Source organism: Streptomyces sp. LUP30, from assembly GCF_001746365.1.
Taxonomy (GTDB): Bacteria; Actinomycetota; Actinomycetes; order Streptomycetales; family Streptomycetaceae; genus Streptomyces.
Window position 1 is genome coordinate 104704 of sequence record NZ_MJAJ01000017.1, and the last position, 14053, is coordinate 118756.

Sequence of the window (14053 nt, forward strand, 5' to 3'; positions counted from 1 at the left end):
TCATCCGGCAACGGACTTCGCAACGGAGCAACACGTGTGTACTTCGCATGCCCAGGATCAGGGCGAGGCCGCGCAGGCCGGCGCCGGAAGACGCGGCTTCCTGCGGGCCACGGCCCTGCTCGGAGCCGCCGCCTCGGCCGGCCTCGCGCTGCCGGCCGGCGCCGAGGCCGCCGTCGGGCCGGCCCACGCCCCCTGGCGTCCCGACCCCGAGAGCCGCCGCTTCACGCTCGCCGTCATGCCCGACACGCAGTACCTCTTCGACGGTCCGAGCATCGACAGGGCGCCCGTCGAGGCGTCCCTGCGCTACCTCCTGGCACACGGGAAGGACGAGAACATCGTCTTCCTGTCCCACCTGGGCGACCTGACGCAGAACGGGGCGAAGGACGAGGTCGACGCCGTCGGCGAGGCGTTCGGACTGCTCGACCGGCGCGGGGTCGGCTACAGCGTCCTCGCGGGCAACCACGACGTGAAGTCCTCGACGACCGACCAGCGGGGTGCGACCCCGTACCTGGGCGTCTTCGGCCCGCGGCGCTTCCGGGGGAAGCCCACGTTCGGCGGGGCCTCCCCCGACGGCTACAACACCTTCCACCTGTTCCGGGCGGCCGGGCGGGAGTGGATGGTGCTGGCGCTGGACTGGCGGCTGTCGGACCAGGGCTACGCCTGGGCAGCCGACGTCCTGGCCCGGCACCCCAGAACCCCCGTCGTCCTGACCACGCACGAACTCGTCGTCGAGGACGACGCCCTCTCCGCGTACGGACAGCAGCTCTGGGACCGGCTGATCGCCGGCCACGACCAGATCTTCCTCACCCTCAACGGCCACTACTGGCCCGCGGGCCGGGCGACGCGCAAGAACGCGGCCGGCCATGAGGTCCATCTGCATCTGACGAACTACCAGAACCGCTACTTCGGCGGCGCCGCGATGATCCGCCTCTACCGCTTCGACCTCGACCGCGACGTCATCGACGTGGAGACCGTCTCCCCGTGGATCCTCGGCCGGGCCGCGCACGGGCTCAACGAGCTGGAGCGGCAGGAGAGCGAACTGAGCGGCGAAGCCGACCGGTTCACGGTCGACGTCGACTTCGCCGCACGTTTCGCCGGCTTCGACCCGGTCCCCGCGCGTGCCCCGCGGCCCACCGCGAAGGTCCTGGTACGCGACACGGTCGCCTACTGGCGCTTCGACGGCCACGACGACGGAACGGCGGTCGGCGGCACCGTACGGGACCTGTCCGGACACGGCAACGACCTCACGGTCGTCGCCGTGGGCGGCGGGGCGCTGAACTGGTCGTCCGACCACCACCCCGACCAGCCCGGGCACGGCAGTCTGGAGTTCCAGGGCTACAAGTCCCCGCTGAAGGGCGCGTATCTGCGCACGGTCGACAAGGCCCCGCTCAACTCGACCACGTTCAGGAACGGTTACACCATCGAGGCGTTCTACCGTCTCCCCGCCGACTGGGACCCCGCGCACCACGCCTGGTCGGGGCTGGTCGGCCGGACCGGCACGGGCGGCGCCGCGGGCAGGACCGGCGACGACCCGGACGAACCGCTCGCCACCCTCTCCCTGTCCGACGACCGCGAACCGCAGTGGGCGATGCGCCCGCTGAACCAGGAGGGCATCGCCACCAACTGGGGTCAGGAGACACCGCTGGAGACCTGGCGGCACGTCGCGGTCGTCAACGACGGCCGGCACACCACGCTGTACGTCGAGGGCTGCCCGGTCGTGCGCAACCCGAAGGCGGCGGCCGTCGGCATCGCCTCCGTCGGACTGCCCTGGCTGCTCGGCGGCTACGAGTACGGCGGCCGGATCGACCAGATCCTGCACGGCCGCCTCGGCGACGTGCGCATCGTCGAACGGGCGCTGCCCGTGACGTCCTTCATGAACCACTGAACCGCGGCACGAGGAACATCATGACCGAGCAGCAGCTGCCCGACTGGGCCGATCCGGCGGTCTCCCCCGCCGACCTCGACCCGCAGGGCGTGTCGAGACGTCAACTCATGCGCCGAGCAGGCCTGTTCGGCGCGGCCTTCGCGCTGGGCGGCGCGGCCGCCCCGGCCGTCGCCGCCACCGGCCGGGGCCACGGCGGCGAGGACCCGCGTCTCGCCTATCTCGTCGGCGACCACCATGTGCACTCCGTGTACAGCCACGACGCGAAGTACACGTTCTCCCAGCAGGCCCGGGCCGCCGCCCGGTACGGACTGGACTGGATGGTGTTCAACGAACACTCCAACTTCGGGCACGCCTCGTTCGGCGCCGCGCTGGAGCACAAGGAGATCCTCGAGGCCCGGGCCGAGAACCCGCGTCAGCTGATCTTCCAGGGCCTGGAGTGGTACATCCCGGCCGCCGAGCACTGCACGGTGTTCGCGGCACCCGGTCCGCACGAGGCCGACCTGCTCACGAAGTTCGAGCTCGCCTACGACGGCAAACTGCTCGGATACACCGAGGGGTCCGCGGGCGCGGCCGACACCGCCCGCAACGAGGCCCATGCCGTCAAGGCGATCAAGTGGCTGGCCGAGCAGCGCCGCACCGGCTACGTCGACGACGTCCTCGTCCTGGCCAACCACCCCCTCCGCCTGGGCATCGACTCGCCGCACGAGATGCGCGCCTGGCGCGACGCGGCCCCCGAGATCATGATCGGCATGGAGGGCGCGCCGGGCGCCCAGGGGGCGGCGCTCCCCGGCTGGCGCGGCGCCACGTCCATCCGCGGCGAGTACGAGAACAAGCCGTCGGCCCAGTCCTGGGCGGGCTACCCGGCGGACGCCTATCTCACGTACGGCGGCTTCGACTGGGCGACCGCGACCGTGGGCGGCCTGTGGGACTCGATGCTGGCCGAGGGCCGGCTGTTCTCGATCACGACCAATTCCGACAACCACCGGACGGTCTTCGACACCTGGAAGAACGGCGACTGGCCGGCCGGGCAGAACTTCGACACCACCGGCAAGCTGCCGGACCCGGTGAACACCGGCACACCGCAGCCGGGCAGCGACTTCTGGCCGGGTCAGTTCAGCCGCACCCATGTGGGCGTGACCCGGTACGGCTACCGCGCGGTGATGACGGGTCTGCGCGAGGGGCGGGTCTGGCTGGACCACGGGCATCTGCTGGACGGCCTGGAGGTCCGGCTGCGGCGCGAGCACAGCGGCGGGCGCGGGGTCACCCTCGGCGGCCGGCTGCGGGTGCGCAGGGGCGAGAGGCTCACCCTCGACATCATCGTGACCAGTGCCTCGCGCCCCAACCCCCAGGGAATCCTTCCGGAGTTGGCCCATGTGGACGTGATCCGGGGCGCGGTGCGCGGCCCGGTGTCCGACCGGGACGCCTGGCGGGCCCCTGACACGCGGGTGGTGCGCACGTCCGACGTGAGCGGCCGCAAGGGGACCTACACCCTGCGCGTCCCGCTCACCGTGGGCCACGAGTCCTTCTACGTCCGGCTGCGCGGCAGCGACGGCAACCGCAACGGAACCGGTTACCTGGGCGCGTCCGTCGACCCGCACGGCCCCGTTCCGCACGAGCCGGGCAACGGCGACCCGTGGGCCGACACCTGGTTCTACTCCAACCCGGTCTTCGTGGACGTCGTCGACTGAGGCACCCCGAGAGGAACCGTGAGGGAGCCGTGCGACCGGCCACGACGGTCGCACGGCTCCCCCGACGACGTCGGCTGGTCCGAACCGCCAGGGCGTCGCGGCACCACGGAGCCACTGCACTACGGAGCTACGGAGCTACGGAGCTACGGAGCTAGTGCGCGTCGGCGGTCGGCGGTCGGCTCACGCGTAGAAGCGCGACAGGCTCTGCAGCACCGCCGCGGGCTTCGCGCCGCCCTCGATCTCGATTCGTCCGTCGACGGTGATCTGCACCCCGCCCGGCACGTCCTCGACCTCGGCCAGCCGGGCGACCAGGCGGATCCGTGAGCCGACCTTGACCGGCGAGGGGAAACGGACCTTGTTCAGGCCGTAGTTGACCTTCGTGGTGACGCCCTGCACATCCAGCAGTTCGGTGAACAGCGGGATGAACAGGGACAGCGTGAGGTAGCCGTGGGCGATGGGGGCGCCGAAGGGGCCCTCCGCGGCCTTCTGCGGGTCCACGTGGATCCACTGGTGGTCGCCGGTCGCGTCGGCGAACGTGTCGATGCGCTCCTGCGTGACCTCGATCCACTCGCTGGCGCCCAGGTCGCCGCCGGCGAGCTTCTTCAGCTCGTCCAGTCCGTTGACGGTGATGCTCATATGCCGTTCCTCACAGAAGAGTTCACAGAAGAGTTGGTCAGGAGTCGGTGCCGAACCGGGAGCGCACCCGGGACTTCAGCAGCTTTCCGGAGGCGGTGCGCGGAAGTTCGTCCGCCACCACCACCGACTTGGGGATCTTGTACTTGGCGAGCCGTCCGGCCAGCGAGGCCAGCACGTCGTCGGGGTCGAGCGAGGCGCCCTCGCGGGGCACGATCACGGCGCGCGGCACCTCGCCCCACTTGTCGTCGGACACGCCGATGACCGCGCACTCCACGACGTCGGGGTGGGTGAGGAGCAGGTCCTCGATCTCGGCGGGGTAGATGTTCTCCCCGCCGGAGATGATCATGTCTTTGATGCGGTCGACGATGTGCACGTAGCCGTCCTCGTCGACCCGGGCCGCGTCGCCGCTGCGGAACCAGCCGTCGACGAACGAGGCGGCCGTCTCCTCGGGCAGCCCCCAGTAGCCGGGCATGACGTGCGGTCCGCGGACGACGACCTCGCCGGTCTCGCCCACGTCGGCCGGGGTGAGATCGGGGAGCAGGACGCGCACGTCGCTGAAGAAGTGCGGGACGCCGGCCGAGCCCGCCTTGCTGATCGCGTGCTCGGCGTCCAGGAACAGCGTGCCGGGCGACGCCTCGGTCATGCCGTAGCCCTGCAGGAAGGTGAGTCCGCGTTCCTGGTAGGCGGCGATCAGCGGCGTCGACACCGGGGAGCCGCCGCAGGTCAGGATCCGCAGCGACGACAGGTCCGCGTCCGGCCAGCGCGGATGGCGGGCCACCTGCTCGAACATCGTCGGCACCCCGAACATGAAGGTGATCCGGTGCCGCTCGATCAGGTCGAAGGTGGCCGCCGGGTCGAAGGCCTCGACCAGGACGCAGCGGCCGCCCTTGAGGAGCACCGGCAGCGTCAGCATGTTCAGGCCGGCCGTGTGGAACAACGGCGCGGAGACCAGTGCGCGTTCGTCGGCGATCAGATCGGTGTCGACGAGGACGTTGACCGCGTTCCAGGTGAGGTTGCCGTGCGTGAGCATGGCCCCTTTGGGGCGGCCGGTCGTCCCCGACGTGTACATGATGATGCAGGTGTCGTCGGGGGTGACCGGGGTGTCGATCGGCTCGTCGGAGGCCTCGCCGAGCGCCTCCTCGTACTCGGCGCCGACCTCGACGTACGTCCGGACGTCCGTGTTCCCGGGGAGTCCGGCGACCAGTCCCGCGTGGGAGGGGCCGTAGACGAGCGCCTTGGCCCCGGAGTCGGCCAGCTGGTAGGCGATCTCGGGGCCGGCGAGGCGGGTGTTGAGGGGGACGAACACCGCGCCGAGCGTGCCGGCGGCGAACAGGGTCTCCAGGTAGGCGGGGTGGTTGGGGCCGAGATAGGCGATGCGGTCGCCGCGCCGCACGCCCCGGTCGCGCAGCGCGTGCGCCAGGCGCGTGGTGCGGGTGTGCAGCGTGCGGTAGTCCGTCGACTGCTCACCGTGGACCAGGGCCGTGCGGTGCGGGGTCTTGCGGGCCCGGCGTGCGGGCCAGGACCCCAGTCCCTCGTTGCGCATCTTCCACGCCCCTTACGGTGTGGTCAGCCCGAGCAGCCGGGCGGCGTTCTCCTTGAGGATCTTCGGCTTCACCTCGTCCTTGATCGTCAGCTTGTCGAAGTCGGCGAGCCAGCGGTCGGGGGTGAGGACGGGGAAGTCGGAGCCGAAGAGCACCTTGTCCTTGAGCAGCGTGTTCGCGTACTGCACGAGCTGCGGCGGGAAGTACTTCGGCGACCAGCCGGACAGGTCGATGTGCACGCCCGGCTTGTGCGTGGCGACGGCGAGGGCCTCGTCCTGCCAGGGGAAGGACGGATGCGCCAGGATGATCTTGAGGTGCGGGAAGTCGGCCGCCACGTCGTCCACGTGCAGCGGGTTGGAGTACTTGAGCCTGATCCCGCCGCCGCCCGGTACGCCCGCGCCGATGCCGGTCTGGCCGGTGTGGAACAGGGCGATGGTGCCCGTCTCCTCGATCACCTCGTACAGGTCGTACGCGACCGAGCGGTCGTTGGGGAAGAAGCCCTGGATGCTGGGGTGGAACTTGAAGCCCTTCACCCCGTACTCCTCGACCAGGCGGCGGGCCTGCTTCACGCCCGCCTTCCCCCGGAAGGGGTCGATGGAGGCGAAGGGGATGAGGACGTCGGCGTTGGCGGCGGCCGCCTCGGCGACCTCCTCGTTGGGGACCGGCGCGGTGCCGGTCGCGGACTCGGCGTCCACCGTGAAGATCACGGCGGCCATCCTCCGCTCCCGGTAGTACCGGGCCGTCTCCTCCAGGGTCGGCTTCCTCTTCCCCTCGACCTTGAAGTAGGCGGAGGAGGCGTCGTGCAGGTCGTCGTCCAGCGAGGAGTGGCCCTTGGAGGACACCTCCGCGTGGGTGTGCACGTCGATCGCGACCAGTTCGGCGACGTCCATCGGGGAACTCCCGGAAGGGGTGCCGGTGGGGGTCGTGGCGGGGTCCATCACGCCTCCGGGAACTTGGGGGCCGGGATGCCGACCGTCTGGAGCTCGGCGCCGACCGAGGTGGGGAAGGCGTCGGCCAGGCTCTCCGGCGTCCAGCCGCCGTCGGCGTAGGCCGCGCGGATCTCCTGCGGATGCGACCAGAGTGCCACCTTGTCGCCGCCGATGCCGATGGCCTGGCCGGTGATGCCCCGGGCCGCCTCGGAGGCCAGGAAGGGCACCAGGGCCGCGCAGTCCTCGGGGGTGCCGAAGCCCTCGCCCTTGCGCAGGAAGTCCGGGAACGGCTCGCCGTTCTTCAGCGCCTCGACGTACGGGGCGAAGGCGGGGATCGTCTCGGTCATGGCGGTGGCGGCCACCGGCACGATCGCGTTGACGGTGATGCCCGCGCGGCCCAGTTCCATGGACCAGGTGCGGGCGAAGGCGGCGATGCCGGCCTTGGCGGCGGCGTAGTTCGTCTGGCCGAAGTTGCCGCGCTGGCCGGCCGGGGAGCCGACGAGGATCAGCGTGCCGCCCTCGCCCTGCTCGCGCATCCGCACGGCGGCGGCGCGGGCGCAGGTGAACGTGCCCTTGAGATGGGTGGCGATCACCGCGTCGAAGTCGTCGTCGGTCATCTTCCACAGCACCTTGTCCCGCAGGATGCCCGCGTTGGTGACCAGGACGTCGAGCCGGCCGAACTCCTGCACGGCACGGTTCACCAGCCGCTCGGCGGCCTCGGTCGTGCCGACCGGGACCACCTCGGCGACGGCCCTGCCACCGGCCTCGACGAGGGACTTCACGGCCTGCTCGGCGACCGTCTCGTCGACGTCGTTGACGACCACGGCGGCGCCGTGGGCGACCAGGGCACGGGCGTAGGCGAGGCCGAGGCCCCGGCCGCTGCCGGTGACGACGGCGACCTTTCCGGTGAGATCGATGCTGGGCACGACGGTGTCCCTTCACATGGGTGTCACATGGGTGCGGCGTCGCGTCGCTCGGACCGCGACGTCGAGATCGAAGCTATGAGCAATAATTGTCGTCGTCAATAGTTGTTCTCGACCTTCGGGTGCGCCATGCTGCAATCTGTACGGAGAGACGCCCCCGACAGGGGACCTAGCCCAGGGAGCCCGCCATCGCCCGCCAGGACAACGCCGTGAACGCCGCCCCGATCGACGTGGACGAGCCGTGGATGCGCGGACTGCACGCGGACACGGGCTACCTGCTCTACCGCCTGGGGCTGCGCTCGGGTCAGTTGTTCAACACGTTCCTCCAGGAGTCGGGGCTGCGGCTGCGCCACTACGCGGTGCTGCGTTTCCTGGCCACCTCCGAGGGCGCCCTCCAGCGCGAGCTCAGCGCCCGGCTCGGCTACGACCCCAGCGCGATCGTCGGCCTGGTCGACGACCTGGAGAAGCTGGGCTTCGCCGAACGCCGGCCCGCCCCGGACGACCGGCGCAGCCGGATCGTCGTCCTCACCGAGCAGGGCCGCGCCTTCCTGCGCGGCACCGACGAGGCGGGCCTGCGGGTGACGAACGAGCTGCTGAACCCCCTCGGCGACGCCGAACGCGAGACGCTGCACGCACTGCTGCTGCGGATCGCGGGGGACGCGATGGCCTGATGCCGTGAGGAGGAGCTGATGGACCGGGACGCCCTTGCCGCACCCTCCCGTTCCGCGCCCGACCGGCTGCTGTCGGTGCTCGCCGCGTTCGACCACGCGCATGCCGCGCTGACCCTCAGCGACATCAGCCGGCGCGCCGGGCTGAGCCTCACCACCGCGCACCGGCTGGTGGGCGCGCTGACCGAGTGGGGAGCCCTGGAGCGGGACGCTTCCGGCGTCTACCACGTGGGGCTGCGCCTGTGGGAGGTCGCGGCGCTGGCGCCGCGCGGCCTCGCACTGCGGCAGGTGGCGCTGCCCTTCCTGGAGGACCTGTACGAGGCCACGCACGAGAACGTGCAGTTGGCCGTGCGGGACGGCTCCGAGGTCGTCTACACCGAGTGGCTGTCCGGACGTTCGGCCGTCGGGGTGCACATCCGGGTGGGCGCCCGCTGGCCCCTGCACGTCACCGGCGTGGGGCTGGCACTGCTGGCGCACTGCGGGTCCGAGGCGCAAGAGGCCTACTGCGCACAGCCGTTGACCGCGTACACCTCCCACACCATCACCGATCCGGTACGGCTGCGCCGGGCTCTGGCCGAAGTGCGGCGCAGCGGGGTGGCGGTGAGCAGCCGTCAGGTCACCGACGACGCCCTGTCGGTGGCCGCTCCGGTACGCGGGCCGGACGGTGCGGTGGCCGCGGCCGTCTCGGTCGTCGTTCCGTACGCCGACGCACAGGTCCCGACGCTGACGCCGGCGGTCCGGCTCGCCGCCCGGGGCATCTCACGGGCGCTGGGCTGGCGCCCGGAGAGCCGAGGGGAATGAGCCGGCCGTCGCGGGCCTCCACGTCGACGAGGCCCCGCGCGGCCGGCCGCGGCTCCCGGCGCCGGCCCGGAGCCACCGCAGGACGCACACCCGCACGCACACCCGCACGCGCACGCGCACGGCCGCTTTGACGCGTTTGGGCGGTTCAAGCCCTGAACTTCCCTGCCCCGAAAGCACTTTCCTTGCTTTAAGTCTTGACGGCCTCAGTGACGGGGAGCACATTGGGCCCACTTTGAGAGCGCTCTCAGAGTGCTCTCAAAGTGGTCTTGAAGCGCTCTCGAAGCGCTCTTGAAGGCACCCGCGCACCCCACCCCGTACCCGAGAGGCCCCCCATGAGTGCAACCTCCGGCATCCCCAGAAGGCGACGGGCCCTGATCGCCGTCCTCAGCACGCTGGGGCTGGCCGCCGCCGCGGCGGCGGCCGTCACGCTGCCCGCGAACGCCTCCGCGCCCACCCCGCCGACCGGGTGGTCGCAGGTCTTCCTCGACGACTTCACCGGACCGGCCGGCACCGGCGTCGACGCCACCAACTGGCAGTACAGCACCGGGACTTCATATCCGGGCGGACCCGCCAACTGGGGCACCGGCGAGGTCGAGACGATGACGAACAGCACCGGCAACGTCTCGCTCGACGGCAACGGCAACCTGCGCATCACCCCGCTGCGCGACTCCGCCGGCCGCTGGACCTCGGGTCGCATCGAGACCAGGCGCACCGACTTCCAGCCCCCGGCCGGCGGCAAGTTGCGCATCGAGGCGCGGCTGCAGATGCCGAACGTGACGGGCACCGCCGCCGAGGGCTACTGGCCCGCGTTCTGGGCGCTCGGCGCGCCCTACCGGGGCAACTACCAGAACTGGCCCGGCGTCGGCGAGCTGGACGTCATGGAGAACGTCCAGGGCCTGAACAAGGTGTGGGCCACGATGCACTGCGGCACCAATCCCGGGGGCCCGTGCAACGAGACCACCGGCATCGGCAACTCCGTCGCGTGCCCGAACACCACCTGCCAGTCCGGCTTCCACACGTACGCGACGGAGTGGGACCGCTCGGTGTCCCCGGAGGCGATCCGCTTCTACGTCGACGGCGTCAACTACCACACCGTCACCGCCAACCAGGTCGACGCGACGACGTGGAACAACGCGACGAACCACGGCTACTTCGTCATCCTGAACGTCGCGATGGGCGGCGCCTTCCCGGACGCCTTCGGCGGCGGCCTGGACGGCGACACCCAGCCCGGGCACCCGATGGTGGTCGACTACGTGCAGGTGCTCCAGGCCGCAGGCGGTGGGAGCGGTACCACGCCTCCGCCGTCCGGCAGCCGCGACGCCTACGGCACGATCCAGGCGGAGTCCTACGACAGCCAGTCGGGGACGATCACCGAGACGACGACCGACTCCGGCGGCGGCCAGAACATCGGCGCCCTGGCGAACGGTGACTGGGCGCTGTACAAGGGCGTGAAATTCGGCTCCTCGGCGGCCACCCAGTTCAACGCGCGGGTCGCCGGCGGGGCGGCCGGCGGGGTCAGCGGACTGGTCGAGGTGCGCCTCGACAGCCGCAGCGCCGCGCCGATCGGCAGCTTCGCCGTGGGCAACACCGGCGGCTGGCAGTCCTGGCGGACGATCCCGGCGAACATCGGCGCCGTCACCGGCACCCACGACGTGTATCTGACGTTCACCAGCGGACAGCCGGCGGACTTCGTCAACGTCAACTGGTTCTCCTTCGGCCACTGACCGGCCCGCGGCGAAGGCCGCCGTCCGGGCACGGGCCCTACCTCACCTGACGCCCGCGCCCACACACAGGCATAGGCACACGCACACGGGGCACACCCCGGCCGGCCTCAGCGCAGTTCCGCGCGGAAGGCCACCGGGGTGTGCCCCGTGTGCAGTTGGAAGAACTTGGAGAAGTTCGCCGCGTCGGGGAAGCCGACCGCGGCGCCCACCCGGCCGATCGGCAGGTCCGTGTGGGCCAGCAGCCGCTTCGCCTCCAGGACGACCCGTTTGTCGATGAAGCCCTTCGGCGTCTCGCCGGTGGCCGCGCGGACCGCGCGCACGAGCGTGCGGCGGGAGTAGCCGAGGGCGTCGGCGTAGGCGCTGACGCTGTGGTTGGCGGCGAAGTCCCGCTCCACGGCGTCCCGGAAGAGCGTGAAGGTGGTGTCGGCCTGCCTGCGCTCCGCGTCCTCGCCGCTGGCCGCGAGGTGCGCCAGCCGCAGCAGGAAGGCGCTCAGGGAGTGCCGCAGCACGGCCGTGTGCAGACTCGGGGGCAGGGCGCGGTCGTCGTACTCCCCGCGCAGATACGCCAGAGCCGCGCGCAGACCCGCGAGTTGTGCCGGGTCGGGACGCAGCCGCGGCGGCAGGTCGTAGCGGTACAGGCCGGTGGCCTCGACGGTGGTGCGGGGCAGGAAACCGGGCTGCATGGTCAGGACCGTTCCGCGGTACTCGCTCGACGTCGAGAAGCGGTGGACCTGGCCCGGACGGATCCACAGCAGGTCCCCGGCCGACGCCTCGTGCTCGGCGAAATCGATCATGTGGCGGACCGGACCGCCGTCGAAGAGCATCACCACGTGGAAGTCGATGCGGTGGACCCGGTCCAGCGGGGCATCCGTGTGCCAGGTGCGTCCGACGCCCATCGGCCCGATCTGCATGCCGACGCCGCCGACGCTGTGCTCGACGGGGAAAGGAAAGGTCCTGATGCCCTCACCGGCGCCGTCTTGGGTACGTGTGTCCACCATGTCCTTCTCGTATCGCCCACTTGCCGCCCCGCCCCGCTCATATGGCGTGCGGCGGTGTCCCACTTTCACCACAGGCTGACACAGGGAGACCTTCCACCGTAAAAGTCAGACTTTTAAGTTTGAACACACAGGACCAGCTGACCGCTCCGATCGAGGATTTCTTGAAGATGAGCACGCAGACCCCGAACAGCTTCGAGTGGACCGACATCGACCGGCGCGCCGTCGACACGGCGCGTCTACTGGCTGCGGATGCCGTGCAGCAGGTGGGCAACGGCCACCCCGGGACCGCGATGAGCCTGGCACCGGTCGCCTACACGATCTTTCAGAAGATGATGCGGCACGACCCCGCGGATCCCGAGTGGACCGGACGCGACCGCTTCGTCCTGTCCCCCGGCCACACCTCGCTGACGCTCTACACCCAGCTGTACCTCTCCGGCTACGAGCTGGAGCTCGACGACCTCAAGCGCTTCCGCACCCACGGCTCGAAGACGCCCGGACACCCCGAGTACGGGCACACCGCCGGCGTCGAGACGACCACCGGCCCGCTGGGCCAGGGCGTCGCCAACGCCGTGGGCATGGCGATGGCGGCCCGCTTCGAGCGTGGCCTGTTCGACCCGGACTCCCCCGCGGGCGAGTCGCCTTTCGACCACACCATCTGGGGCATCGTCTCCGACGGCGACCTCCAGGAGGGCGTCTCCGCCGAGGCGTCCTCCCTGGCGGGCCATCAGAAGCTCGGCAACCTGGTCCTCGTCTACGACGACAACCACATCTCCATCGAGGGCGACACCGCCACCGCGTTCTCCGAGGACGTGCTGGGACGCTACGCGGCCTACGGATGGCACACCCAGCGCGTCGAGCCTGCCGAGGACGGCGACGTCGACGTCCCGGCCCTGCACGCGGCCCTGACGGCGGCGCAGGCCGAGACCGGGCGCCCCTCGATCATCTCGCTGCGCACGATCATCGCCTGGCCCGCGCCCAACGCGCGGGGCACCGGGGCCGCGCACGGCTCGGCCCTCGGCGCGGACGAGGTCGCCGCCACCAAGCGCGTCCTCGGTTTCGACCCGGAGCGCACCTTCCAGGTCTCCGACGACGTCCTCGCCCACACCCGTGCGGCCCTGGACCGGGGCGCCGAGGCGCACGCCGCCTGGGACAAGCAGCTCGACGCGTGGCGCGGCACGGACCCGGAGCGGGCCCGGCTCTTCGACCGGGTGGTGGCCGGGCAGCTCCCCGAGGGCTGGCAGGACGCGCTCGCGGTGTTCGAGCCCGGCAAGTCCGTCGCCACGCGTGCCGCGTCCGGCAAGGTGCTCCAGGCGCTCGGCGCGGTGATCCCCGAGCTGTGGGGCGGTTCCGCCGACCTCGCCGGCTCCAACAACACGACGATCGACAAGACGTCGTCGTTCCTCCCGGAGGGCAACCCGCTGCCGGAGGCGAGCCCGTACGGCCGTACCGTGCACTTCGGCATCCGTGAGTTCTCGATGGCCGCGGAGATGAACGGCATCGCCCTGCACGGCAACACCCGCATCTACGGCGGCACGTTCCTGGTGTTCTCCGACTACATGCGCAACGCCGTGCGCATGTCGGCGCTGATGCAGCTGCCGGTGACGTACGTGTGGACGCACGACTCCATCGGCCTCGGCGAGGACGGTCCGACCCACCAGCCGGTCGAGCACCTCGCGTCGCTGCGCGCCGTCCCGGGCCTGAACGTGGTCCGCCCGGCCGACGCCAACGAGACCGCGATCGCCTGGGGCGAGATCCTCAAGCGGCACGCGACCCGGCCGGCCCCGCACGGACTGGTCCTCACCCGGCAGGGGGTGCCGACGTACGCGCCCAACCCCGATGCGGCGAAGGGCGGTTACGTTCTGCAGGACTCCTCGTCCGGGACGCCCGACGTCGTGATCGTCGCCACCGGCTCCGAGGTGCAGCTCGCCGTGGCGGCGCGGGAGGCCCTGGAGGCCGAGGGCGTCGGCACGCGGGTGGTTTCCATGCCGTCCGTGGAGTGGTTCGACGAGCAGCCGCGGGAGTACCGCGAGAGCGTGCTGCCGCCGTCGGTGAAGGCCCGGGTGGCGGTCGAGGCGGGCATCGGCCTGACCTGGCACCGCTTCGTGGGCGACGCGGGACGCATCGTCTCCCTGGAGCACTTCGGCGCCTCCGCCGACGCCGGGACGCTGTTCGCCGCCTACGGCTTCACCGCCGAGAACGTCGCCGCCGCGGCCAGGGAATCCCTCGCCGCCGCGCGCGGTTGATCCGACCGCACGAAAGA

The 14053-nt window shown here is 71.3% G+C and carries 11 protein-coding genes; 6 read left to right on the plus strand and 5 right to left on the minus strand.

Translation table 11 applies throughout. The features are described 5' to 3' along the window. The first annotated feature begins 34 nt into the window (after window positions 1–34). Complete coding sequence (locus tag BG482_RS16720) at window positions 35–1885, plus strand: LamG-like jellyroll fold domain-containing protein (protein WP_069769831.1); 1851 nt, start codon at window positions 35–37, stop codon at window positions 1883–1885. A gap of 20 nt (window positions 1886–1905) precedes the next feature. After that, window positions 1906–3573, plus strand: a complete 1668-nt coding sequence (locus tag BG482_RS16725; RefSeq protein WP_069769832.1) for a PHP domain-containing protein — start codon at window positions 1906–1908, stop codon at window positions 3571–3573. 180 nt (window positions 3574–3753) lie between these two features. Here the strand turns inward: BG482_RS16725 and BG482_RS16730 are convergent, their stop codons facing one another. The 4 genes from BG482_RS16730 to BG482_RS16745 are packed head-to-tail and all read right to left on the minus strand — an operon-like array spanning window position 3754 to window position 7605. Next, entirely contained in the window at window positions 3754–4209 is a 456-nt protein-coding gene (locus BG482_RS16730) for a MaoC family dehydratase (protein ID WP_069769833.1), read from the minus strand. 37 nt (window positions 4210–4246) lie between these two features. Next, window positions 4247–5752: a long-chain fatty acid--CoA ligase gene (locus tag BG482_RS16735; RefSeq protein WP_069769834.1), complete on the minus strand. Its 1506-nt coding sequence runs from the start codon at window positions 5750–5752 to the stop codon at window positions 4247–4249. A gap of 12 nt (window positions 5753–5764) precedes the next feature. Beyond that, window positions 5765–6640, minus strand: coding sequence for an amidohydrolase family protein (locus BG482_RS16740; protein ID WP_069769865.1), 876 nt, complete (start codon window positions 6638–6640; stop codon window positions 5765–5767). 47 nt (window positions 6641–6687) lie between these two features. Continuing rightward, a complete protein-coding gene (locus tag BG482_RS16745) occupies window positions 6688–7605 on the minus strand; it encodes an SDR family NAD(P)-dependent oxidoreductase (protein ID WP_069769835.1) in 918 nt (305 codons plus the stop codon). A 242-nt stretch (window positions 7606–7847) separates the two neighbouring features. On the opposite strand from BG482_RS16745, the gene BG482_RS16750 reads away from it, so the two are divergent. From BG482_RS16750 to BG482_RS16760, 3 genes are all read left to right on the plus strand, one after another. Beyond that, entirely contained in the window at window positions 7848–8273 is a 426-nt protein-coding gene (locus tag BG482_RS16750) for a MarR family winged helix-turn-helix transcriptional regulator (protein ID WP_069769866.1), read from the plus strand. 18 nt (window positions 8274–8291) lie between these two features. Next, the gene (locus BG482_RS16755) at window positions 8292–9071 is read left to right on the plus strand and encodes an IclR family transcriptional regulator (RefSeq protein ID WP_069769836.1); all 780 of its coding nucleotides are present in this window, start codon (window positions 8292–8294) and stop codon (window positions 9069–9071) included. Window positions 9072–9403: 332 nt separating this feature from the next. Next, entirely contained in the window at window positions 9404–10795 is a 1392-nt protein-coding gene (locus BG482_RS16760) for a glycoside hydrolase family 16 protein (protein ID WP_069769837.1), read from the plus strand. A 107-nt stretch (window positions 10796–10902) separates the two neighbouring features. Here BG482_RS16760 and BG482_RS16765 read toward each other — a convergent pair whose 3' ends face one another. Beyond that, on the minus strand, window positions 10903–11793 hold the full coding sequence (locus BG482_RS16765; RefSeq protein WP_069769838.1) for an AraC family transcriptional regulator: 891 nt from the start codon (window positions 11791–11793) through the stop codon (window positions 10903–10905). 167 nt (window positions 11794–11960) lie between these two features. Here BG482_RS16765 and tkt point away from each other — a divergent pair, with 167 nt between their 5' ends. Then, window positions 11961–14036, plus strand: a complete 2076-nt coding sequence (gene tkt, locus BG482_RS16770; RefSeq protein ID WP_069769867.1) for a transketolase — start codon at window positions 11961–11963, stop codon at window positions 14034–14036. Window positions 14037–14053: the final 17 nt, after the last annotated feature.